This is a genomic window from Roseibium sp. SCP15, from assembly GCF_040329435.1.
Taxonomy (GTDB): Bacteria; Pseudomonadota; Alphaproteobacteria; order Rhizobiales; family Stappiaceae; genus Roseibium.
In genome coordinates this window covers 822,421-843,459 of record NZ_JBDZYI010000003.1, presented here as the reverse complement: position 1 = coordinate 843,459, position 21,039 = coordinate 822,421, and the positions used below count along the sequence as shown (strand labels likewise).

Genomic DNA, 21,039 nt, shown 5'->3' with positions numbered 1-21,039 from the left:
CTTAAGCGAGGTTTGTATCTAGGCTGCCACTCGCGTCGTTACCCCTGCCAAACGTGCTTCTATGCGTTCCCGTTTGTAGTCTGACCAGTTTTCAGTGCTGTCGTTCTGATTGCTCTCTTCAGCACCTTGGTGACTGAATGCCGCCGCAAGTACGTCATCCGTCACGTTGTTGCACCAGCCCTCGACGGGATTGAACTCAAAGATCGCGTGAACGTTTTCGAATTGTCCGTTTCTAAGGTCTTCGATGAGTTGCGAGGCCTGCATGTCGGCGAGGTCGCATTCCGGTGTGTACAGCGCTCCGTTAAGTTCGCAGATGATGGAGAAAAAGGACGTATCGAAATTCAAACCCATAAATTGCCTCCTCAACAAGCTGAATGAATTTGTATACGCAAAATGCGTACAAATCAAGTCAGTTCATGAGAGATGTACGCGCTTTGCGTGAGTGTTGAGGTCAAAAAGAGCAGGGCTTTGGGTTGCTGGGGGGGGGCGGTGGTTAGAGGGGCTTGAACACCATCACGATACGGGCCTTGAGCTTGACCTCGGTGTGATCAAAGTCGCCTTCCCGAAAAATGATTGTGTCCTGGAAGCGGGGATCGGTTGACTCGGGCATCAATTCGGACTGGCCGTTCAGCTTGATCACGCGCTTTGCTGTGCGCTCAATGGTCATGCCGTTGTCTCGAGAACGCTCCACCAGGACCAGATCGTTTTCCTTCGGTTCAATGCCGGCGGCAAGGTAATCCACGCACAAAAGCAGGTCACCGTTGGCAGCAATCTTGTTTAGGGACTCTCCACGTACCCTGACGACAAACTGAGATTGGGCCGGAAAACGAACGTCATATGAAATTGTTGATTCTTCGGCATTTTCTGTCTCAAAAAGAGCGGCTTCCATCCATAATCCTGCAGCAACTTCCCCGACAATAGGCACGCCGGTTTCCGGCAGTGAAGGGGACTTCTTTTGTATTTCGGCGACCGAGCCGTCAGCCAGAGTCAGGATCTCCTCACGCGTAATTGCTGGGGTTCCCTTGCCTGGTAATGCGTTCAGCAATTTGGAGATGAAAGGCGCGGGCAATCCAGTTTCTGGATAGTCAGCGGAGAAGTAACGCTGAATGGAGGACGCCTGCGAATAACCCATCTCCCGCGCAATTGCGCGCAGCGACAGGCCGGATCTTTCCTTCAGGTCCTGAAGTCTCTCATGCAAAGACTGTTTGGTGTCATTCATACCGCTGCCAGTCGTATGTTTGGTTCTATGGAGTTTGTAGTTCTACTGTATGAAATGTGCGTTGACAAGTGTACGTGCTATGCGTACAAAATTGAATGTGGTTTTGAGACTGTGAGTCGGGATGTTGAAGGAATGAGAAGACGCTGAAAAATGTTGGATGAGCGCAGACGAATGAGCTGCGAAGTCATGATCTGATGTTGAGGCCAGTTGTTGGGCCAGGGAGTATTTTGTGATCGAACTCAAGGAACAGATTGAAGAAGCAAGGGTGAGAGTGGCGCATTGCCGGATCAAGGCCGAGCGGCCAAGCGCGCGGCTGGAAGATGAGTATGCGTTGGAAAAAGCTAGAAACAGGCTTTTGACCCTGGAGTTGAAGCAATTGAGGCAGGCTGAGGTCAAATCCGGCTGCAAAAAAACTGAAAAAGGGAGCGTTTCAATCGGAGCACATCCAAGTGAGCGGCAGGGAAGGGTGTATCCACGAGATAAAAAAATTAGAACAAATCATGAACGAAAGACGCTGACTGTTCGGCAGGCTGCGGAAAAGAAGTTTGCGGATTTGCAGAAGGGGGCGACGTCCAGCAAGGAGGGCTGCTGATGGCGTCGGGTGGAGTGGTGGACCGAATTGCCGCCGAATTCGGCGTGCAGTTCGTCAGCCATGCGAAGCGTACTGATGGTCGCCATCAGTCCAAGGCGCGGCGCACCTGCCAGACGCTTCTGAACAAGCATGGGGCAGACCATCTGCGATTGGTGTTCGGTCTGATCAATACTCCCCAGAACCGGGGGAACTGGTCGGCGCCTGTGCTCACCGCCGTTTCCTGGGTAGTTCTGAACAAGCCCGAGTGGGTTGCCCGTACGGATTTCGTTGACCGGTTCGATCAGCTGGATCTGAGGGTGCTTCTTGAAAGTGCGAAGGATCTGAACCCCGCAGCGCCCACAATCACCCTTTCAGTACTACTTTCGTATGATCTGGATAAGCAAATATCCGTAGAAATACGGGGGAAAGCAGCATGAGTCCTATTGTCAGACAAAGATGGTTGGGTAAACTTCGCGCGGCAATCAGCGGCTGTGTGGAATGGTCTGGGTTGTACGCGCAAACATTGTGGTGCGTCACGCCGCCGGGAATGCCATGGGGCAGATATTTCAAATCAGTTTTTCCTGGGGTGGGTGGGACACATGACCACGTATCAGACAAAAGCCCAGACCCACGCGTTCGAGCGTGGCATGGAAGCTTATCGAGAAGGCAAGTCGCAGTCAGAAAATCCCTACCCGCGCCAAGCGGACTATTTCGATTTTTGGGAACAGGGATATCTGACGGAACGCCAAGCGGCACAAAAGCAGCATTTGTAGTAAAGAGACCGGGATCAGGCTCTTTCCGCCAGGGCGCTCAAGAACACCAATTGAGTTCCTGCGCGCTCCGGCTAATGTTCAGTTCCTTGCGCAGACCTTTGCGCTTGGGCGAGGCTTACGACATGCGGCAGTTCTTGGACTTCATCGCAAGTTCGATGGACTGGACCTTGCCTTTGGAAACGGCGAGATCACCTTCCTTGTCACCACCTGTGGCGCTCGAAATAGGAATCCCAACCAGAAACACGCCAATTGCATCTCCGGTTTGTGCGCTCCGTTGCGCGTCCTCGAGATCGTCCAATCGATCCTTCTCGTGCGCGAGTTCTTTTGTCAGGTTTGTGCAGGATTGGCCCGTGTATGCCGCCAAAGGTATGTTGGCCGGTTTGATCGCGTCCGGACCTTTGGCGCAGCCTGCAACTACGAGAAGTCCGGCAGAGAGAATTGCGATCGTTTTCAAAGTCATCTTACCCCCAGATGTGATTCTTCCAGAAGCTGTCAGGTAGGATGCTGCAGCTTTCGCGCGCAAGGTGTTTTTCAACCTAAGAGGTTCTTTTTATGAGTGTTTCCACGTCGGAAGATGTCATGGGGCGTTTGGTCGAGGCAGTCGAAGTGATCGCCGTGACAGGCAAAGGCGATGGACCAAAGGCCGTGTTTGCGGCCTGGCCCGATTGCCGGACGAAGGTCGCAAAGCGGCGTCGGACTTTTCTGCCAGCGCAAATTTCAAAGGCAGAAGAAGCTCTGACCTGGTTCGCACTCATCGAAGATGCAGATGCGCGCCGGGCTTTGCAGTTTGAGGTTATGTGCAAAGCAGGAGGCGGGAAGTTCAGCCGTATTTGTGAGAAATATGGCTGGAAGCGTACGACTGTGACAAGTCGGAACAAGGTGCTGCTGAGCAAGCTTGCAAAAAGGATTCAGCTCTCGTCCTGAGATCCTTGCGAAGTTGAAGGTCCATGGGAGGAGCATGCAGGCTCAGCCCCAGAATGGATGTCGGTAAGGGAGGGGCGAACCTTCCCTTTTCCGGCGGCAAGGGAGGTGTCATGCGCACATGCAAAGAAGTGCGAACTGGTGCTCTGAAATTCACCTGAAACTCTCCATCCTCAACATCAGGTTCCTTTGCATGAGCAACGACCGAGAATGACCGTTGATTTCTGGCCGATGCTTACCTTGATGCCAAAGGCTCAATGGGGTTTTGTCTTGCCGCTTGACAAGTTGCATTCAATAATTGGAAAAATATCCAACATTTTTTCAAATAGGGTGCAGAATGCTGTTCGGGATGAGAGCGCGGGAGGACGATACGGTTGTGGCGATGCTGGCGTCAGCGATCCGCCGCGACATTTCCTTCGGGGTGCTGAGGCCTGATCAGAAGCTCAAGATAGAAGCCTTGCGCCAGTCGTATGGCGGCTCGAACCATTCGATGCGCGAAACATTGCGGATGCTTGTTGCCGAAGGATTGGTGGAGGCAACCAGTCAGCGCGGTTTCCGGGTGATGTCGGCCACGGAGGAGGATCTGCAGGATATCCTCTTGATGCGCCTGGAAACGGAAAAGCTTGGACTTTCCAGGTCTATGACACGCGGAGATGTGGCCTGGGAGGCGCGTGTGGTTGCTGCGCTTCATGCCTTGAGCCGCGCCGAAGCAGCGGTTCAGGAAAACCCGGATGACGTCACTGCGCTGGAATGGGATGAGGCCTGCAGGGCTGCAACTGAAACACTTCTGTCTGCTTGCGGCTCACCACGCCTGATCCAGATGGCAGACAAGTTTTACAACCAGTCGCGGCGCTTTCGACTGACCTTGCTGCGTGAAGGACGTGTCGATTTCAAAGCACGGGCAGAGAGACTGGAAAAACTGCAAAGAGCCTTGCTGGCGCGTGAAGCCACCGCGGCGCTTGCTCTTCTTGAAGACGATATTCGTGCCGATCTGGGAATTTGAGAAACGGCACATGAGCAAAAGAACCAAACCGGGGAGGAATTCATGGTGACATTCAACAGACGACAGACGCTTGGCCTAATGGGTGCGGCAGCTGTTTCGACCTTGGCGGCGCCGGCAATCGCGCAGAACAAGAAGATCGTGCTTGGCGCGCTGCGCTTTACCTCTCACTCCGGCAGTTTCATCGCCCTGGAGCGGGGGTATTTCAAGGACGCCGGACTTGATGTTGAGCTGAAATTCTTCCAGGCGGCGCAGCCGATGGCGGTGGCTATCGCCTCCGGCGATGTCGACTATGGTGTCACTGCTGTCTCCGGCGGCTTGATTTCGCTTGCTGACAAAGGTGCGGTCAAGGTAATCGGCGGGGCTCTCAGCGAGAAAAAGGGCGTGGATGGTCAGAAGATCCTGGCGTCCGACGCCGCATTCAAGGCTGGCTTGACGTCTCCGGCACAGCTTGGAGGCAAGACATTCGGCATTTCTACAGCCGGTTCCTCCTTCCACTATATGGGTTCCAAGATTGCAGAGGCGGAGGGCATTGAAATGTCCTTCAAACCCTTGCAGAAGGTCGGTGCGATCATTGGTGCGTTGAAGTCGGGCCAGATCGATGCCTGGTCCATCGTTCCGCATATTGCCAAGCCTCTGGCCGGGGCTGGAGCCGCCCATATCATCGGCAACGTTTCAGATTATCTGCCGGGATATCAGGTAACCACGATCTTCACCTCGACCAAGAACGCCACCGACGAACGGACACAGACGGAAGAGTTCCTGGCGGGATACAGCAAGGGCGTCAGGGATTATGATGCGACCATGGTCGAAAAAACCGGCGGAGAGGCAGGCGTCGAGGAGATGGTCAAGCTGATCCACAAATACGTCTATACCGACCGTCCATTGGAGAAGGCCGCACCGTCCATTATCAACGGGTCGATGTGGCTCAATGAAGACGCGCGGCTGAACATTGCCTCCATTCGCAACCAGCTCGATTGGTTCAAGTCTGAAGAGCTGGTTCGCAAACATGTCGAGTTGGAAACGCTCGTCGACGACAGCTACGTTGAAACCTACGAAGGTTAAAACCTTCCCCGCGGCAGCGCCTCATCGGGATGCTGCCGCATTCTTTCCGACTTCACAGGCGTTCCATGGACATCAAACTGGATTCGATCAGCCATCATTATGGCGATACGGAAGTGCTGCGGGATATCTCGCTGGAAATACCTTCGGGGCAGATCGTCTGTCTGGTTGGTCCGTCCGGATGCGGAAAGTCGACCCTTTTGCGCCTCATTGGCGGATTGGAACGGCCTGAAAAGGGCAAGGTGCTGCAACTTGGGTCAACACCGGAAGGCAGCCTCAATCCGCTGACATTCGTCTTTCAGGATTTTGCCTTGCTGCCCTGGCGCACAGTGAAGGGCAATGTTTCGCTGGTGCTAGAAGATCATGGTATTCGCGGTGGTAGAGCCAAGGAGATCATTGACGACGTGCTGGCCCGCACAAAGCTGTCCGATTTCGCTAATGCATTGCCCAAGCAACTCTCTGGCGGCATGAAGCAAAGGGTCGCCATCGCGCGGGCACTTGCGGTTAAGCCCGCGGTCATGCTGATGGACGAACCTCTGTCGGCGCTGGATAGCCAGACACGGGAATTGCTGATGGATGACCTGGTGAAGCTGTGGAGCCGTCAGCCTTTCACCGCCGTCTATGTCACGCACAACCTGTCCGAAGCCGTTCGGCTCGGCCATACCATCGTCGTGCTGTCACGCCGTCCGGGGCAAATCCGTGAAATCGTGACCATCGACACTCCGATCCAGGACCGCCGAGCGGGTGACCCTGTTTGTCAGAAGAAACACGACCTCCTGTGGGGGCTGATGCGCGAAGAAGCGCGTGCAGCCGATGAGGAGCTCATCGATGTCTGACGCCAAAGCCGGAGGCAAGACAGTTTCACAAGGCTCCATGGAAGTTCGTTTCAGGGGTGGAGGCTTTGCTCCCAAAGCACATCGGTGGGTTGGCGTTGCCGTCTTCGTGGTGCTGATCGCGCTCGTGCAATGGGGGACAGAGGCAGGGTGGATTTCACCTCTGACGTTGCCCAAGCCGACAGACGTCCTGGCGACGTTCGGCGAACTTTGGCAAAGCGGATTGCTGTTCAAGCATCTGGAGCCATCACTGCGCCGTCTTATCGTAGGCGCTGCCATCGGGGCGAGCGCCGGAGTTGCCATCGGTGTCCTGATCGGCCTGTTTTCCTATATCCGCGCAGGCATGGTGCCGCTGGTCGCGGCAATTTTCCCGATCCCGAAAATTGCGCTGCTGCCGTTGTTCGTGATCTGGTTCGGGATTGATGAAGGCTCGAAATACGCGCTGATCGCATTCGGCACCTTCACCCCGACCGTGGTTGCAACCTATGGGGCGGTGGACAATGTCGATCGCTCGCTCATCCGCATGGGGCAGAGTTTCGGCCTGTCCTGGCTGTCGATCGTGCGCAAAATCGTTCTGCCTGGAGCGATGCCCGGAATTCTGTCCGGATTGCGCATCAGTCTGGCCATCGCGATCATCCTTCTGGTTGCGGCCGAAATGCTGGGCGCTGAATACGGGATCGGTGCCTATATTCTGGAAGCTGGCGCCTTGTATGACCTGGAGCGGCTGTTCGCAGGCGTTGTCATCCTGTCGCTGCTCGGGGTGATTGTCAGTGCTTGCATCGGGTTGATCGAGCGCCGTCTGCTTGGCTGGCGAACATAGTCTCTTCGATTTCGGAGAAAGTCGAAACCAATGGGCCTGAAAGCGCGTAACGGCAGCTGTATTCGAAGCACTTGATCATAAAACGATTTTCGAAAACTCGTGTCTGAACAGGGGTTTCAGACACTTGGCTGTGCTCGACGCTTCGTCAAAACCGGGCTAAAACAAGCCTCATACCAATACCGTGAGAAAGTGTAGCCATTCTCCGGCAGGGCGTGAACTTATCCTAAAAATCGCAACTGAGGACACTTGATGCCTATCCAGGGTTGCGTGCGGAACAATTGGCGAACATTATGCGGAAAATGAATTGGAGCCAGGAAGATGGCGAGTCTTGAAGATATTACCGGGTGGCGGGACGAGTTCAACGATCTTGAGGAGCGGTGGGACGACGAATGGGTGGCCTATGTGGATCAGTTTGTAAACAAACTGGAGCCCAAGATACCTGTGTCCCAGGTTCTTCATTTCATAAGTGTACTCCTTGAGAACGAGGAGACCCTTGCGACCATGACAGAGATCGCCAAGTGGGAAAAGCTTATGGATGCCAGCGGCCCGTTTGAAGACGATGCGCCCGAAATGGAACTGTACCCCACAAACTCCGTTGTCATGATAAATGATTTCTGGCTGTGGTTCTGCTGGAAAGCTGGCTATCCGCCCGTCTCGTCGGCATTTCGATTGGCCGGAATAGACACGGCGAGCGACATTATCCGAGGAGATCTTTCCGGGGTTCAGTCTCCCGAAACCAAGGCATTTTTGCTCGACAGATACGCATTTACAATCAGAGCCGACGCAGAAGGAGACTTGGCATGAGCCGGAAAAAGGTCATCCTTCTGGATCAGGCGCAACTTGGCACCATTCTCAAATATGGTGGATTTGCCGCCCTGGATGCGATCGTGGCGCAGGGAAAGGGGCCTTTCCAGTAACAAAAACCAATGTCGCAAGGTACCGGGGTTGTTGCCTCTGGAACATTTGATGAACATTGTGCGGAAAATGAATTGGAGCCAGGAAGATGGCGAGTCTTGAAGATATTACCGGGTGGCGGGACGAGTTCAACGATCTTGAGGAGCGGTGGGACGACGAATGGGTGGCTTATGTGGATCAATTTGTAAACAAACTGGAGCCCAAGATACCTGTGTCCCAGGTTCTTCATTTCACAAAGGTTCTCCTTGAGAACGAGGAGACTCTTGCGGCTGTGAAGGAGGTCGCCAAGTGGGAAAATCTGATGGATGCCAGCGGCCCGTTTCAAGACGATGCGCCTGAAATGGAACTGTTCCCTAAAGCGTCGGTTGCTATGACGAACGATTTCTGGCTGTGGTTCTGCTGGAAAGCCGGTTATCCGCCGGTGGTATCTGCATTTAGAGGGGCCGGAATCGACTCTGCGAGCGATATTGTTCGGGGATACCTTCCGGGAGTGCAATCTCCCGAAACCAAAGCTTTTTTGCTCAAGGAATACGCGTTTACAATCAGAGCAGACGAAGAAGGAGACTTGGCATGAGCCGGAAAAAGGTCGTCCTTCTGGACCAGGCGCAACTTGGCACCATTCTCAAATATGGTGGATTTGCCGCCCTGGATGCGATCGTTTCACGCGGTTGAGGGGCCTTTCAAGCAACAAAAATCAATGTCGCAACGTACCAGCGTTATTGCATTTGGAACATTTGATGAACATTGTGCGGAAAACGAATTGGAGCCAGGAAGATGGCGAGTCTTGAAGATATTACCGGGTGGCGGGACGAGTTCAACGATCTTGAGGAGCGGTGGGACGACGAGTGGGTGGCTTATGTGGATCAGTTTGTGAATAAACTGGAGCCCCTGATCCCCGTCTCTCAGGTTCTTCATTTCATAAAGGTTCTCCTTGAGAACGAGGAGACCCTTGCGGCCATGACAGAGATCGCAAAGTGGGAAAAGCTTATGGATGCCAGCGGCCCGTTTGAAGACGATGCGCCTGAAATGGAACTTTACCCTAAAGCGTCGGTTGTTCTAACGAACGATTTCTGGCTGTGGTTCTGCTGGAAAGCCGGTTATCCGCCCGTCTCGTCGGCATTTCAATTGGCTGGAATAGACACCGCGAGTGACATAATTCGGGGAGATCTTTCCGGAGTGCAATCTCCCGAAACCAGGGCATTTTTGCTCAAGGAATACGCATTTACAATCAGAGCCGACGCAGAAGGAGACTTGGCATGAGCCGGAAAAAGGTCATCCTTCTGGATCAGGCGCAACTTGGCACCATTCTCAAATATGGTGGATTTGCCGCGCTGGATGCAATCGTGGCGCGGGGCGACAAGTTTTTATACGTTCATCAATCGTTTACGGGCGACGAGGACCTAAAAAAAATCAACCAAGCCCAGCGAAAAGCTTTTGAAGCGTGGCTAAAGGAAAAACGGTATCAGGGCAAAGTTCTTTATGCAGGGCGAGTAAACCGCGCCTCACGCGAAGAACAAAAGAGGTACGACCCTCTCGGGAAAGCAGGTACGCAGGGCAACAACAATGAACTTTGGGACATGGGCGCGCGCAAGTTCATGTTGGAGAACAATGATCTCTATGACTTTGAGGTCATCAGTCGGGACGACGATTTTCTCGACAACAGGGTCGGCAAGGATCATCCGCTAAAAAAGGTGCCGTTTGAACGCCTCAGCATGAAGTCTGCGCTGAGTTGGTTGATGACACATCCGGATGTTGAGCTGTCTGAAGTGCAATTCAACGAACTCAGGACAGGTGTGCTTGCTGGCAACTATGGAGCGAGCCACAACCTCGAGAATCATAGCTACTTAGTTCCGGATAGCTATGAAGCGGCAGAGAAAATTAAGGAAGAGGCGCGCCGGGCCTCCAAGCTGGAAGAGCGTCAAAAGCGCAAGACCAACAGAAAACGGGCGGCAAACAAAGCCCGGAAACTGTTCGACGCCGGAACCCCGGTGATCATCACGGCGGCCACCGCTGCAGCGCTGCATGAACTTATCTCCAGAGAAGCCGAGGAGAGCGGCAATTCCTATCTGGAAGCCGCGCAGACGCTCGGAATTGAGTTCACCAGAGAAAAACTGACGGACCTTGCGGCGGAGGCGGGTATCGATCTGGCGGTAACGTTCACGCCGATCGGACCGGTCAAGAAAGCCTGGGACGTTCTGGGCAATGTCGATGACATCGTCGCGGTGACGCAGCTTTACGGGGCGGCCTATCCGGACAACGAGACCATCCAGCAGATGGCCGGGATCGCCGATGCCGTGGAAGGCACGGCTATCTTTGAGACTTATGTGGAAGGGCGCGATGCGCTGACCGGGGCTGTGGGCGGTGCGATTGACTGGGTGTTCGGCGCCAGCGCCGATGAGGACGAACAGGCCAAGGCTCTTGGCGATCTGCGCGAGCTCGTCGAGATCGGCGGGGACGCGGCCGGGGACGCCTTCAAGGCGGGAGCGACACAGGAACAGGTGGCGGATGTGCTGACCTCGGCGCTTCAGGCAAGAGCCGCCGCGCTGGTCACCTCCGGCAAGCCGTTGGCGGAAGAACAAGCACCGCTGAGCGCTCCGGTGCCAACGGCAGATCAGCTGTCGCCGGAGACGGTCTTGCCGGGGGATGGCACAGTGCCGGCCTCCGCTGTGCCGACACTGCCCGGTGCGCAGCCGATCCTGCCGTCTTCCCTCGAGTCTGGCCTTGAGCCAGCCCTTGAGCCGGGCCTTGACCCGGCGTCTGGACAGGCGACCACACCTGCTGCGTCGGCACCGATACCGGACCGGGCGGGGGGCTCTGGACCCGATGAGGACGGAGCGGACAGTGACAGGTTCTTGCGCAAGACGTCTTACAGAACTTTTCGCAAGATCGGCCGGACACCGGAAGAAGAGCAACAGGGCCATGACGAGCTCTGGGAGGAGTTCGAGCAAGGCTACCTGGAGATGAACGGCCACGAACAAGCAGCCGAACTGCTGGCAGCCAGGCGGTTCAGCCGCAGGTGGGCGTTGTCTGACTATGCGGAGGATGCGGACGGCCTGATGCTGAAATACCCGCTGGAGCGGGTTTACCCGAATATCGAGGAGATCGGCTACAGCTATGTGGACGAGGATGTGAACGCCGCGCTTTCCCACCAGGGGATCCGGGCGAAGAAATGGTACCTGACACCGAACGACAAGACCGGCGGGGACTGGGAACAGGGCTGGATGGACGAAGACGGCTATGGCCCGCGCATGACGCTTGCCTATGACGATGAGGCGGGCCAGCGCCACCGGCTGAGCGACAGTTACCAGGTGAACGCGCGCGGGGCGGCTATCAAGCTGAAACAGAAGCAGCTTAAGGCCGAGCGGATGAAGGCCGGGCAAACCGCTCCGGGACCTGCATCAGGTCCTCGCGTGGACATCCCGAAGAAAGCGCCTGTGCCGCTGCAAGCGCCAACGACGGCACAAACCCCGGTGTCGAAGCCGAAACCGGACATCCGGCCAACTGTGTGACCGGGTCCCTAACCCAGTCCAATCGATCTCTAAAACTTCTCTGAAGTCGCCTATTGCGTTGGACAGGCTTTGACCGTTGGAGCTTCCGTGGAGGTTCGGCTCAAGGACCAACGGCAGCTTTGAACTGTCAGGCCTGGAAGATTTGGAACCTGGTCGGAGGCCCAGATGCTGTCAGCGGCGAAACCGAACTGTTTGTCCTTGGTGGATGTGGGAGCGATGCGGACCAGTTCGTCGGCGGGGAAACTGGCATCGCAGGCCTTGAAGTAAGCGCTGACCACGGAACCATCTGCAGAGGTTGCGGCCTTGCCGCTGTATAGCGTGTATTCGTTACCGAGCTCAGCGGTGTCGACATACTTGTAGTCGACACGCAAGTCTGACCCGTCCTGCACGATCAGGAGCTCGATGTTCCAGCCCCAGGTCGAAGCTTCGCCGGCTGTCGTGCTGTCGCAGGCAACGACCCCCTTGTATGTCCCGGTCAGGGAAAAGGCTGCTGCGGGTGTCGCAGCGACAATTGCAAGAAGGAAAGCGGTTCCAAACGCTCTCTTGGATTTCAACGCATTCATTGTCTCCGTTCCTTTCCCGTTGGTTTGCCTGCAAGGCAGAATTGAAACCTGGCTTGTTGTTCAGGGGAAAGGATATCACTGATTGTGTTGTTCTTGCAGGTGAGGCGGAAACTGCTTCTCGACCAAGGACGAGAAGCAGTCCGATTTTACATCATTCAGCCACAGCAACCGCCTGATTTTGCCGGTTCCACTGCGCCCGCCGGTTCAGCCGGGTTTGCACCTCGCCCGAGCCATGTGCGTTCAGCGAGATAGAAGCTTGAGAACTTTTCGTCAAAATCGGCTGGAACCGATTTTTGCGGAATTCCTGTTTCCAGAAGCGACTTCTGCCAGGCCTTTACCTTTGGGTGACTGTCGAGCATGTCGTATCCATTGAAGCTTTCGACAATCGCAGCGCGGTGCAGAAGCGGCAGCCAGGCCATATCGACATTGCCCAATCTTTCCCCCGAGAAAAACGGACCTTCACCAAGTTGCTTTTCGGCTTTGTCGAAGGACTTGACGAGCTTTGACATGCGCTCGTCCAGGATGGCCTTGTCAGCGCTTTGCATGGTGCTGCATTGAACCAGGTAGTGTTTGGAGGCCTGGTAGCTCCAGGCCCGGTTGATTGCACGTTGCTCGGCCGAAAGGTCTTCCTGCAGGGGCAATGTGACTTCATCGATATATTCGACAATAGCATCGGACTCGAAGAGCGCGGTTCCGTCTTCGGCTATCAGCAGAGGCACTTGACCGGTCGGGGACAGGTCGAGAAACCACTGAGGTTTGTTCTTGAGATCTATGTAGTCGATTTCATAGTCGATCTTCTTGGCTTCCAGCATTGCCGTGACACGCTGAACGAAGGGGCAGATCTTGAAACTGACGATCCTGATCATGAATGTGGTCCTTTTGATTGACTGTTCGACCTGTAAGACGACGCAGCTGGCAAAAAGACGAAATTTTCTCCAAGAAAAATTGTAATGAATTGATGCAAAACACTATTTTTGATTTTCTTGGTTCCACGGAAAGAGTTTCCTACCTATTAAGGGCAAACGAAACCGACACAGCGATGAAGCCATGCAAACAGAACTTGAGAGGGTTTGGGCAGACTATCGATCCAGCTTGAACGCGTTTTTGCGGTCAAAAGTCTCCAATCCGGCCGATGTGGAAGAGCTGCTTCAGGATATTCTTCTGAAGACGCACGCTAACATCGGCAAGCTGGGAAAGGATGACAGTTTGAAGGCGTGGCTGTTTCAAGTCGCCAACAACGCAACAATCGACTTTTACCGCAAGAGGGCAAAAGCGAAGGCTTTGGATCCGAAAGAGCTTTGGTACTCCGATTTGGGGGGCGAGGAAAAGCATGACCTGGACCAGTGTATCAAACCGTTCATCGAGGCGTTGCCCGAAGACATGAGAATTCTCTTGCGCAAGATTGAACTGGAAGGCGTTTCGCAAAAGCAATATGCGCAAGATCTCGGTATCAGCTATTCAACGCTGAAGTCACGTGTTCAGAAGGCACGCTCCAGATTGCGCAAGGTCTATGACAGTTGCTGCGATTTCTCCCTGGACGCCCAAGGGAACATTGTCGGATATCACAGCAAGTCCGACGGCTGTGGGAAGTGCTAGATATCCGCGCGGTTCGTTTGCGTTTCGCCGGATAAAAGTCGCATAACAAAGAAATCCCAAAACAGCGCAGGATGTGTTTCCAGCACCCTGACACTGAATTGATGACCTGGTGGATCTAAGCTTTCGCTTCACGCTCCATGCGTTCCGACCAACTGTCAGCAAGGTTTATAAGAATAGTCTTGAACTGCTGTTTGGCGGCAAGCAGGAACAGGATACGCATCAGGAAGTTGCCTTTCGGACGAGCGGTGATGTCGATACTAAATTCTGCGCCATCCGCAATCGGTTTAACGGACCAACGTCCTTTGAGATCCTCAATCGGATAAGGGTAATCCGGTGCGTCCGTGTGAATCCTGAAACCAAAGGACCGTCCGTCCTCAAAAAGATCACAGGTTTCCGTCCAGTGTTCCCCCTTGGGGCCGTAGCAACGCCGCTGCATGCCTTCACCGTCCCCAGAAAGTACCTCGACCTTACTGAGATTATCGGCGACGTCCGCGTAACCTGGGTGATCGTTCATGACGTTCCAGACGGCTGATACCGGAGCTGTGACGGCGCGGCGTACGCTTGCTATGACATAACCGTCCTGAGACGTGACGCTGGCCCTGCTGGCCAGCGGTTGGATCTTCTGTGCTCCCAGATATTGGCCGATGGCAAAAACGGCCACGAGGATGGCAACCACTTCAACTGCAACCATGCCAGTGAAGGTGAAGAAATGTGCGCCAAATACCAGTAAGGCGATACTGCCGACAATCCAGACCATGTCTGCCAGCACAATCAATTGGACCTCCTTGCGGGTCACAAAGGGGTTGCGCACCATCAAGAAGAGGTCCAGCGCGAAGATTAGCAATCCGAGCCCAAGGCCTTGAAAAAGCAAGGGAAGCCAGCCTGCCGGGTTTTGAAACATGGATTCTGTCAGGGTTTCGGGGAATACAAGAACGATGAAACCGGTCGCTGTGGAGAAGGCGCAATTGAGACCAAGAAAGGTTCGGGCCTGTTTTGTCGTCGACATGATGAACTCCTCGATGTGGTTGGAAGTGCCATTGAGGATCTCAACCGCCTTGAATGGGTTCAATTACGTCTGAGGTAATAGACACTTTGTCAGTGCCTCGGGATAATGAGACATGACCATTGCAGAGCTACATTCCGTTTCAGGATTTCCAGGCCTTTTGAAAAACTGGCGACGACGCCGACGCATGAGCCAGCTTGAGCTTGCGCTGGATGCAGGTCTTTCTCAACGGCACATCAGTTTTCTGGAGACCGGGCGTTCCCAACCAAGTCGCTACGCCATTTCGCAATTGGGAGAAGCGTTGCAGATGCCGGCGGCAGAAGTGGATGCGATGCTGCTCTCCGCCGGATTTGCCGGTCGCATGCCTGATGAACGCTGGAGCGAAGCCACGCGATTGGCGGTCGATACATCAATCGGGCATATTCTGACTGGGCACAATCCGTTTCCTGCTGTTGCCATCGACCGGATCTGGACATTGCAGAAGGCGAATGAAGCTGCCTTGAGGTTCTTTTCAATACTGGGAGGTGTTGGAGAAGCCAACTTGCTGCGCTCGATCTTCCAGGAAGGTCCGGTGAGATCAACGATCTTCAACTGGTCCGAGATCACGAGAGCGCTCTTCAGGCTGCTTGAACTTGAGGTAGCACGTCGTCCGAACGACAAGGAGGCACAGAGCCTTCTGGACGAACTGCTTTCTTTCGAGGGTGTTGCGGATTGCGTGCAGCAACCCGCCAAAGAGAGACCCGCTCCTGTTCTTTCAATTCACTTCCACGTTGATGGCGTCGATCTGCACCTGTTTTCACTGATTGCTACCGTGGGCATGAGCGCAGATGCTGCCATAGACGATATTCGCGTAGAAACGTTGTTGCCTGCCGATGAACGCACGCGCAGCTGGTTTCTGGAATTGGCTCCATGAGGTGAATTGGGCTCAGTCCGGTTTTCTGGTCCGGTTCTATTCCGGGGCGCCGTCAATGCTCATGACTGCGGAGAAAGAGCAGCACCGGATGATCGCGCTGAATCGATGCGAGCTCAAAGACGATGCCATGATCATCTGTTCTGTTTTTTAAGACCAAAAGCGCATCACGCAACTAAAGCGCAAGCGATTGAAACGTCACGTAGAAACGAAAACCTCTGTCTGAACAGGGGGTTCAGACAAGCAGGCACGTTCGCCAAATCGTCAAAACCGCGCTAAAACTGGTCCTGGATTGGTAAGTCGGGCAAGTGCGGCTGAGTGAAAGCTGCCACTTTGGTGCCCGGACAATACTTCACTTCCGGCAAATCACATTCAATCAACAAAGGGGCTCGTCATGACCGATGAGAGCGATGACGCTTGCGTGCTGAAATGGCCGACGGCGGCTTCACGGCAGAAGGCGTGTGAAGATTTCTGCACGCATGTTTCTCAAGGATACTCGATCGAGAGTTTTCCCTCTGCCGATCGGAAAACAATTCGCTACTACGCAGAGCAGTTTCCCGAGGACTTTCCTGCCGACAAGCTGGAGGAGGCAGCCCGCAGGGGGCTTCTTGAATGGGAGAGGATCGGCAAGGAGGGGGCGAAAGGAGATTTGGCCAAGTTCAACGCCAGTGCCTGGACATTCAACATGAAGAACAGGGCAGGTTGGCGCGACCGGGCTGAACTGGAGACATGGGGCGTTCTGGGCGGGGCTGATGACGTTCAAAAGATGGAGAAATTCAAGCCACGCAGCTCAGCGGAAATCGCGCTGGGGGTGATGGCTCTGCTGACGCGCGAGGGCACACAAACGAATGACAACAGCACTAAAGACGCTGATTGACCACATAGACAAGATGCCGGCTCCGGATCGGGTTGCCTTGCAAAAGCAACTGGACCAGGCTGGCGTTCTGGACCAGTTCAATGTTTGGCAACCACAGGCCGGACCTCAGACCGAAGGTTACTTTTCCGAGGCAGATCTGACGCTATACGGCGGGGCGGCAGGAGGCGGCAAGACCGACCTGATTGCAGGTCTTGCCCTGTTTGCGCATCACAAGGCAGTCATCTTCCGGCAATCGTTGAAATCGCTGAAAGGGCTCATCGAACGCATGAACACGCTGATGCGTCTGGCGGGTCTCGGCAAGATCTCCGGCAATCCGCCCAAGTGGGTCGGGCCTGATGAGCGCATGATCGAGTTCGGCCATCTGGGGCTGCCCGGGGCGGAGGAAGACTGGCAGGGTCGGGATCATGACCTGAAGGCCTTCGATGAGGGGGCGCAAATGGATCCGCGCAAGATCATTTTCGTGCTTGGCTGGCTCAGGACGACTCGCCCGGGTCAGCGTTGTCGAGGGCTGATTGCCACCAATCCACCTCTTGGCGGACAAGGGGACTTTCTGGTCGAATGGTTCGCTCCCTGGCTGGATCCGTTGCATCCGTTGTTCGGCAAGGTGATACCCGGAGAGTTGCTTTGGGCCGTGTTTCTGGATGATGGCGATGCCATTCGCACAGTGTGGGTGGACGGGCCGGAACCAGTGAAGATCGAGGGTGAAATCCGGACACCGAAAAGCCGAACCTTCATACCTGCCAAGCGCATGGACAATGCCTATCTTGATGAAAGCTACGACGCGCAACTGGACCAGATGCCAGAACCGATGCGCACGGCCTTGAGAACCGGGGACTTTCAAGCGGCGCGCCAGGATCATGATTGGCAGGTGATCCCCTCGGAATGGGTTGACCTTGCGTTTCAGCGTTATGACGAGGGCATCGACAGAGACAAGCCGATGGATGTGCTTGCCGTGGATGTCGCGCAGGGCGGAAAGGACAAGACGGTCTTGCAGCCGCTCCACGGAAGACGGTTCGAGCAGAATGTTATTCGAAAGGGAACGGATACGCGGGATGGTTCGGACGTCGGGTCGCTGATTATCAGGGAACGGCGGGACAATGCGCTGATTGTGGTTGACTGCACCGGCGGTTGGGGCGGCGATACCGTTGGGTTTCTGAAGCGCGAGAACGACATTCCGGTAGAGAAATGTGTTTTCTCAAGTCAGTCCGGAGAACGGGCGAGGGACAGCCGCATCCCTTTCTACAACCTGCGGGCCCAGCTCTATTGGCGCCTTCGAGAAGCTCTGCATCCGAAAAGCGGCCAGGGGCTGGCCATCAAACGCTCGGCAACGGTGAAGGCGCAACTGACAGCACACCGCTGGAAGATCAAGAACGGCAAGATCCTGATTGAGAGCAAGGAAGAGATAAAGGAGCGTCTCGGATCGTCTCCGGACGAAGCGGATGCAATTGTTGAGGCATTGGGATGGAAGGACAAGGCGGAAGTCAAACAGGTACTGAAACTACGGAGACAGATACAAACCGCGCCATTGGAAGACCCTCTCGCCGGCTTTTGATCAAGGACCTTTGCGTACGTGACGCGTCCTTCATAGCAGCCAACATGCGGCAAGCAGATTTCGAAGAAATTGCCTGTCTCTGGAAAAGCTGGGATACCCGCGCGCTTGGTGTCTGCGCGGTGGAGACAGCCGTTCGAGGCAAGGTCTGGTCGGTCTGGTATGACGGGCAGCCGGCGGCGGCATTCGGTTTCAGCCACGCCTCAGCATTCGATCCGGACCACTGGCAGGCCTGGGCTTTTGGAACTGACCGTTTCAGACGATGCGTCCCCTTGATCACCAGGCATTTCAATGAACTTCGACCAACTCTTGAACGGGAGTGCCGACGCCTGCAGGTCCTGACCCATAAGGAACACGATATCGCTCACACCTGGATCGAGGCGCTGGGCGGCCGGAAGGAAGGTCTGCTGCGCTCCTATGGTCGAGGTGGTGAGGACTTTCTGCTGTATGCCTGGGTCAGGCAGAGCAGGGGCCTGGATTGAGACATCAGGCGCGCGCAGCCGTGCCGCTGCGAGCCTTTCGCTTCAGGCTTTCCATCTTGCGATGGGTTGCAACGGCCTCTTTGCCGCCGCGGGTGGCGGTATAGAGTTCAAGGGTCTCAAAGTCCTTGTGGCCAATTTCCGCAATCGCCTGATCGGAATAGTCAAACCTTCCGGGGTCTGCCCATAGCTGTTTGATGAAGCGTCTGTATCGCATTCTCTGCAGTGCCATGATCGAGATGTTGCGGGCTGTGAACCAATAGTGTTTCGCGAAGAAAGCCAGCGGACTTTCCAAAGGCAGGCCAGGGCGTCTGTCGGTGCGATACTTGAGCCGCAGGTAACCGCCGTCAAGCGAGAAGACGTTGTGCAATCGTGAACCAATGCCATACAGAAGCAAACGGTTCATGGTTGCGATTTTCTTGTTGCTGCCAAGGGCCGCAGCACGGCGCAGGACAGTGCGGCAATGGTCAGGCGAATAAAAGCGACCGACCGCTTCAAGATAGACACGATCAAGCATGTCTCCCGGAAAGTTCGGGTGTCGAATAACGCAGTGTGTAAGATCGTATTTGTTGAGGTCCGGATCTGTCCAAATGCCGCCCTTGACCGCGTTTTTGTGGTCCTCCGATCCAGGTAATGGCGTCAAAATGGACAGTGACAGGATATCAATGGGAAGCTCTCGTTTGATTACGTCGATATCGCGCAGGATGGACTCGCGCGTGTCGTTCGGAAAACCGATAATGTAACCAGCCGTGAGAATGACTGGATGCTTCTTCCAGGCCAGGAACATTTCCCGGTAGTCGGTGATCTTGTTCTGACGCTTTTTCGATCCGGCAAGGTTGTCGGGATTGATGTTTTCCAGACCGATGAAGACCTGATCGACGCCAGCCTGGACGCACTTTTCGATAAAATTCGGGATTTTGTGGCAAAGCGTATCGACCTGAATGATCAATGTGAACTTCAGCTTTTCGCGCTTTCTGAGATCAATCAGGCAATCGAGGAAGGCTTCCCAGTTCCGGTTGCGAGCGAAGTTGTCGTCTGTCACGAAAAACTTGGTCACACCAATCTTCGCATGATCTCGAATGATGGCTTTCAGGTCGTCTTCGGAGCGGAAGCGGCTGCCTCGGCCCTGAACGTTGATAATGCAGCAGAAGCTGCATTCGAACGGACACCCGCGGCCAAGGTCGAAGCTGCCATAGCCAAGCGTCGATCGATCGATCTGCTCGCGTTCAACGACCGGTTTGGGTTGACCGGGAAGCGAGGGTAGGTCCTTCATATGGTCGTAGACAGGTTTGAGTTTGCCTTCGAACGCATCTCGCAATACTGCGTCGAAACGTTCGCCTTCCGCTTCACCCAGGAAGAAACTTATGCCGTGCTCTTGCGCTTCAAGCATCTCAACCGGCATTTCGGGGAGCATGGCCATGCAGCCCGTGACGTGGAAGCCGCCGACGCTAACCGGAAGGCCAGCCTTCAGAAACGGGTGTGCCAGATCGACAGCGCGTGGGAATTGGTTGCTTTGAACACCTGTAAAGCAAACGAGACCGCGACCTCCGTTGCGGTTGATATGGGCGATCAGTCTTTTCGGCAGGATGCGGGTGTTGCCTTCGTCAATGGAGAGAATGTTCAGGTCAACATCCGGTCCCAGAACCTTCCGCGTATCACAATCTCGAACGATGCCGTTCAGGCAGGCGAGGGAGTTGGCGGGAATTGTGGTGCGATGCCAGTGGATCGGATAGCCGTCGTCGTCATACTTGGTGGGACGGATCAATATGACATGAAACAATTCGCGCGGCATGCGGGCCTCCCTTCGGATTGGGACGAAGAAGCCCCTGAAAAGTGCCGGTCGCGCAAAGAGCCTAACAGCTGAAAGTGTGGGTGCAAGAACAAAGTTTACGCTACGTTATCTGCCTGATTGAGGGATCACATATTGATGTCGAACATTTGGACCCAGTTCGTCATCGTCATACCCTTTCGGTATTCTTCTTGCCTGACCGGATCCAGCACCTCCACGAGCAGCCGATTTTCCAGCCAGACTTCCACGCAGGCAAAAGGGCCTCTGTGACAGGTTCTTGCCAGCCAATCTCGCTCAGCCGAGGCTGCAATGATCTCACTTTCCGTCAGCGAAGTTGCGATCGCAGCATGGACAAAACTTGGACCGGAAGCCGGTGTGCCAATGCGGCATTCGATCTGTTCGGGCCCCGCCTGAAGAATGTGCGTGAGCGGATAGATTTCAATCGCAGAGCCATCATCTGCAGCAGCAAAGGCAATCCAGCTGTCGGGAAACGGCGGAAAAGGCATCGCCTTTCCCCCCATGAGAAACGCGAGGAATTCTGCAACACCTTTCGGGTTTTCTGCGTTGATTGAAACATGCAACAGGCTCACCAGTCTCTCCTGCCTTGACCTAAACCCACACTCAGGGTTTGTAGCTAGGACATCTTCTCG

At 54.8% G+C, this 21,039-nt stretch carries 25 protein-coding genes; 17 read left to right on the top strand and 8 right to left on the bottom strand.

The window, feature by feature from the left end; translation table 11 throughout:
• Nucleotides 1-18: 18 nt before the first annotated feature.
• Together ABLO27_RS17880 and ABLO27_RS17875 are read right to left on the bottom strand one after the other, a co-directional pair.
• Nucleotides 19-351, bottom strand: coding sequence for a hypothetical protein (locus ABLO27_RS17880; protein ID WP_353034382.1), 333 nt, complete (start codon nt 349-351; stop codon nt 19-21).
• Nucleotides 352-493: 142 nt separating this feature from the next.
• Nucleotides 494-1,219 (bottom strand): LexA family protein, encoded by a 726-nt coding sequence (locus ABLO27_RS17875; RefSeq protein ID WP_353034380.1) that lies wholly within the window; start codon nt 1,217-1,219, stop codon nt 494-496.
• A 229-nt stretch (nt 1,220-1,448) separates the two neighbouring features.
• On the opposite strand from ABLO27_RS17875, the gene ABLO27_RS17870 reads away from it, so the two are divergent.
• The 3 genes from ABLO27_RS17870 (at nt 1,449) to ABLO27_RS17860 (ending at nt 2,563) form a co-directional block, all read left to right on the top strand.
• A complete protein-coding gene (locus ABLO27_RS17870) occupies nt 1,449-1,811 on the top strand; it encodes a hypothetical protein (protein ID WP_353034379.1) in 363 nt (120 codons plus the stop codon).
• The gene (locus ABLO27_RS17865; protein WP_353034377.1) at nt 1,811-2,227 is read left to right on the top strand and encodes a hypothetical protein; all 417 of its coding nucleotides are present in this window, start codon (nt 1,811-1,813) and stop codon (nt 2,225-2,227) included. Before ABLO27_RS17870 ends, ABLO27_RS17865 begins: the two co-directional genes overlap by 1 nt.
• Before the next feature lie 162 nt (nt 2,228-2,389).
• Nucleotides 2,390-2,563, top strand: coding sequence for a ribosome modulation factor (locus ABLO27_RS17860; RefSeq protein WP_353034376.1), 174 nt, complete (start codon nt 2,390-2,392; stop codon nt 2,561-2,563).
• A gap of 115 nt (nt 2,564-2,678) precedes the next feature.
• On the opposite strand, the gene ABLO27_RS17855 is transcribed toward ABLO27_RS17860, so the two are convergent.
• Nucleotides 2,679-3,023: a hypothetical protein gene (locus tag ABLO27_RS17855; RefSeq protein WP_353034374.1), complete on the bottom strand. Its 345-nt coding sequence runs from the start codon at nt 3,021-3,023 to the stop codon at nt 2,679-2,681.
• Nucleotides 3,024-3,115: 92 nt separating this feature from the next.
• Between ABLO27_RS17855 and ABLO27_RS17850 the strand changes: the two genes are divergently transcribed.
• The 9 genes from ABLO27_RS17850 (at nt 3,116) to ABLO27_RS17810 (ending at nt 11,623) form a co-directional block, all read left to right on the top strand.
• Nucleotides 3,116-3,487, top strand: coding sequence for a DUF6362 family protein (locus ABLO27_RS17850; RefSeq protein WP_353034373.1), 372 nt, complete (start codon nt 3,116-3,118; stop codon nt 3,485-3,487).
• Between the two features lie 334 nt (nt 3,488-3,821).
• Entirely contained in the window at nt 3,822-4,487 is a 666-nt protein-coding gene (locus ABLO27_RS17845) for a GntR family transcriptional regulator (RefSeq protein WP_353034371.1), read from the top strand.
• 42 nt (nt 4,488-4,529) lie between these two features.
• The gene (locus ABLO27_RS17840; protein WP_353034369.1) at nt 4,530-5,549 is read left to right on the top strand and encodes an ABC transporter substrate-binding protein; all 1,020 of its coding nucleotides are present in this window, start codon (nt 4,530-4,532) and stop codon (nt 5,547-5,549) included.
• Between the two features lie 65 nt (nt 5,550-5,614).
• Nucleotides 5,615-6,382, top strand: coding sequence for an ABC transporter ATP-binding protein (locus ABLO27_RS17835; protein ID WP_353034368.1), 768 nt, complete (start codon nt 5,615-5,617; stop codon nt 6,380-6,382).
• Nucleotides 6,375-7,199 carry an ABC transporter permease gene (locus tag ABLO27_RS17830; protein ID WP_353034366.1) on the top strand — a complete coding sequence of 275 codons (825 nt, stop codon included), beginning with the start codon at nt 6,375-6,377 and terminating at the stop codon, nt 7,197-7,199. Before ABLO27_RS17835 ends, ABLO27_RS17830 begins: the two co-directional genes overlap by 8 nt.
• A 318-nt stretch (nt 7,200-7,517) precedes the next feature.
• Complete coding sequence (locus ABLO27_RS17825; RefSeq protein ID WP_353034364.1) at nt 7,518-8,003, top strand: hypothetical protein; 486 nt, start codon at nt 7,518-7,520, stop codon at nt 8,001-8,003.
• A 199-nt stretch (nt 8,004-8,202) separates the two neighbouring features.
• Entirely contained in the window at nt 8,203-8,688 is a 486-nt protein-coding gene (locus ABLO27_RS17820; protein WP_353034363.1) for a hypothetical protein, read from the top strand.
• 200 nt (nt 8,689-8,888) lie between these two features.
• A complete protein-coding gene (locus tag ABLO27_RS17815; protein WP_353034361.1) occupies nt 8,889-9,374 on the top strand; it encodes a hypothetical protein in 486 nt (161 codons plus the stop codon).
• A complete protein-coding gene (locus tag ABLO27_RS17810) occupies nt 9,371-11,623 on the top strand; it encodes a hypothetical protein (RefSeq protein WP_353034360.1) in 2,253 nt (750 codons plus the stop codon). Before ABLO27_RS17815 ends, ABLO27_RS17810 begins: the two co-directional genes overlap by 4 nt.
• A gap of 50 nt (nt 11,624-11,673) precedes the next feature.
• On the opposite strand, the gene ABLO27_RS17805 is transcribed toward ABLO27_RS17810, so the two are convergent.
• Complete coding sequence (locus ABLO27_RS17805) at nt 11,674-12,186, bottom strand: hypothetical protein (protein WP_353034358.1); 513 nt, start codon at nt 12,184-12,186, stop codon at nt 11,674-11,676.
• Nucleotides 12,187-12,341: 155 nt separating this feature from the next.
• On the bottom strand, nt 12,342-13,052 hold the full coding sequence (locus tag ABLO27_RS17800) for a glutathione S-transferase family protein (protein WP_353034356.1): 711 nt from the start codon (nt 13,050-13,052) through the stop codon (nt 12,342-12,344).
• Between the two features lie 181 nt (nt 13,053-13,233).
• Between ABLO27_RS17800 and sigZ the strand changes: the two genes are divergently transcribed.
• Nucleotides 13,234-13,782, top strand: a complete 549-nt coding sequence (gene sigZ, locus ABLO27_RS17795) for an RNA polymerase sigma factor SigZ (protein WP_353034355.1) — start codon at nt 13,234-13,236, stop codon at nt 13,780-13,782.
• Nucleotides 13,783-13,897: 115 nt separating this feature from the next.
• On the opposite strand, the gene ABLO27_RS17790 is transcribed toward sigZ, so the two are convergent.
• A complete protein-coding gene (locus tag ABLO27_RS17790; protein WP_353034353.1) occupies nt 13,898-14,788 on the bottom strand; it encodes an SRPBCC family protein in 891 nt (296 codons plus the stop codon).
• 112 nt (nt 14,789-14,900) lie between these two features.
• Here ABLO27_RS17790 and ABLO27_RS17785 point away from each other — a divergent pair, with 112 nt between their 5' ends.
• From ABLO27_RS17785 to ABLO27_RS17770, 4 genes are all read left to right on the top strand, one after another.
• A complete protein-coding gene (locus tag ABLO27_RS17785; protein ID WP_353034352.1) occupies nt 14,901-15,698 on the top strand; it encodes a helix-turn-helix domain-containing protein in 798 nt (265 codons plus the stop codon).
• A 391-nt stretch (nt 15,699-16,089) separates the two neighbouring features.
• On the top strand, nt 16,090-16,572 hold the full coding sequence (locus tag ABLO27_RS17780) for a hypothetical protein (RefSeq protein ID WP_353034350.1): 483 nt from the start codon (nt 16,090-16,092) through the stop codon (nt 16,570-16,572).
• Nucleotides 16,544-18,124, top strand: coding sequence for a hypothetical protein (locus ABLO27_RS17775; RefSeq protein ID WP_353034349.1), 1,581 nt, complete (start codon nt 16,544-16,546; stop codon nt 18,122-18,124). Before ABLO27_RS17780 ends, ABLO27_RS17775 begins: the two co-directional genes overlap by 29 nt.
• 44 nt (nt 18,125-18,168) lie before the next feature.
• Nucleotides 18,169-18,603: a hypothetical protein gene (locus tag ABLO27_RS17770; protein ID WP_353034348.1), complete on the top strand. Its 435-nt coding sequence runs from the start codon at nt 18,169-18,171 to the stop codon at nt 18,601-18,603.
• 4 nt (nt 18,604-18,607) lie between these two features.
• On the opposite strand, the gene ABLO27_RS17765 is transcribed toward ABLO27_RS17770, so the two are convergent.
• Together ABLO27_RS17765 and ABLO27_RS17760 are read right to left on the bottom strand one after the other, a co-directional pair.
• Nucleotides 18,608-20,392, bottom strand: coding sequence for a B12-binding domain-containing radical SAM protein (locus ABLO27_RS17765; RefSeq protein WP_353034346.1), 1,785 nt, complete (start codon nt 20,390-20,392; stop codon nt 18,608-18,610).
• Nucleotides 20,393-20,517: 125 nt separating this feature from the next.
• Nucleotides 20,518-20,979, bottom strand: coding sequence for a hypothetical protein (locus ABLO27_RS17760; protein ID WP_353034345.1), 462 nt, complete (start codon nt 20,977-20,979; stop codon nt 20,518-20,520).
• Nucleotides 20,980-21,039: the final 60 nt, after the last annotated feature.

Coding starts and splice junctions, on each gene's coding strand:
- ABLO27_RS17805 (WP_353034358.1), bottom strand. CDS start 12,186: ATGAATGCGTTGAAATCCAAGAGAGCGTTTGGAACCGCTTTCCTTCTT.
- ABLO27_RS17865 (WP_353034377.1), top strand. CDS start 1,811: ATGGCGTCGGGTGGAGTGGTGGACCGAATTGCCGCCGAATTCGGCGTG.
- ABLO27_RS17810 (WP_353034360.1), top strand. CDS start 9,371: ATGAGCCGGAAAAAGGTCATCCTTCTGGATCAGGCGCAACTTGGCACC.
- ABLO27_RS17850 (WP_353034373.1), top strand. CDS start 3,116: ATGAGTGTTTCCACGTCGGAAGATGTCATGGGGCGTTTGGTCGAGGCA.
- ABLO27_RS17840 (WP_353034369.1), top strand. CDS start 4,530: ATGGTGACATTCAACAGACGACAGACGCTTGGCCTAATGGGTGCGGCA.
- ABLO27_RS17825 (WP_353034364.1), top strand. CDS start 7,518: ATGGCGAGTCTTGAAGATATTACCGGGTGGCGGGACGAGTTCAACGAT.
- ABLO27_RS17800 (WP_353034356.1), bottom strand. CDS start 13,052: ATGATCAGGATCGTCAGTTTCAAGATCTGCCCCTTCGTTCAGCGTGTC.
- ABLO27_RS17815 (WP_353034361.1), top strand. CDS start 8,889: ATGGCGAGTCTTGAAGATATTACCGGGTGGCGGGACGAGTTCAACGAT.
- ABLO27_RS17880 (WP_353034382.1), bottom strand. CDS start 351: ATGGGTTTGAATTTCGATACGTCCTTTTTCTCCATCATCTGCGAACTT.
- ABLO27_RS17835 (WP_353034368.1), top strand. CDS start 5,615: ATGGACATCAAACTGGATTCGATCAGCCATCATTATGGCGATACGGAA.
- ABLO27_RS17775 (WP_353034349.1), top strand. CDS start 16,544: ATGACAACAGCACTAAAGACGCTGATTGACCACATAGACAAGATGCCG.
- ABLO27_RS17820 (WP_353034363.1), top strand. CDS start 8,203: ATGGCGAGTCTTGAAGATATTACCGGGTGGCGGGACGAGTTCAACGAT.
- ABLO27_RS17790 (WP_353034353.1), bottom strand. CDS start 14,788: ATGTCGACGACAAAACAGGCCCGAACCTTTCTTGGTCTCAATTGCGCC.
- ABLO27_RS17845 (WP_353034371.1), top strand. CDS start 3,822: ATGCTGTTCGGGATGAGAGCGCGGGAGGACGATACGGTTGTGGCGATG.
- ABLO27_RS17765 (WP_353034346.1), bottom strand. CDS start 20,392: ATGCCGCGCGAATTGTTTCATGTCATATTGATCCGTCCCACCAAGTAT.
- ABLO27_RS17780 (WP_353034350.1), top strand. CDS start 16,090: ATGACCGATGAGAGCGATGACGCTTGCGTGCTGAAATGGCCGACGGCG.
- ABLO27_RS17785 (WP_353034352.1), top strand. CDS start 14,901: ATGACCATTGCAGAGCTACATTCCGTTTCAGGATTTCCAGGCCTTTTG.
- ABLO27_RS17770 (WP_353034348.1), top strand. CDS start 18,169: ATGCGGCAAGCAGATTTCGAAGAAATTGCCTGTCTCTGGAAAAGCTGG.
- sigZ (WP_353034355.1), top strand. CDS start 13,234: ATGCAAACAGAACTTGAGAGGGTTTGGGCAGACTATCGATCCAGCTTG.
- ABLO27_RS17830 (WP_353034366.1), top strand. CDS start 6,375: ATGTCTGACGCCAAAGCCGGAGGCAAGACAGTTTCACAAGGCTCCATG.
- ABLO27_RS17855 (WP_353034374.1), bottom strand. CDS start 3,023: ATGACTTTGAAAACGATCGCAATTCTCTCTGCCGGACTTCTCGTAGTT.
- ABLO27_RS17875 (WP_353034380.1), bottom strand. CDS start 1,219: ATGAATGACACCAAACAGTCTTTGCATGAGAGACTTCAGGACCTGAAG.
- ABLO27_RS17860 (WP_353034376.1), top strand. CDS start 2,390: ATGACCACGTATCAGACAAAAGCCCAGACCCACGCGTTCGAGCGTGGC.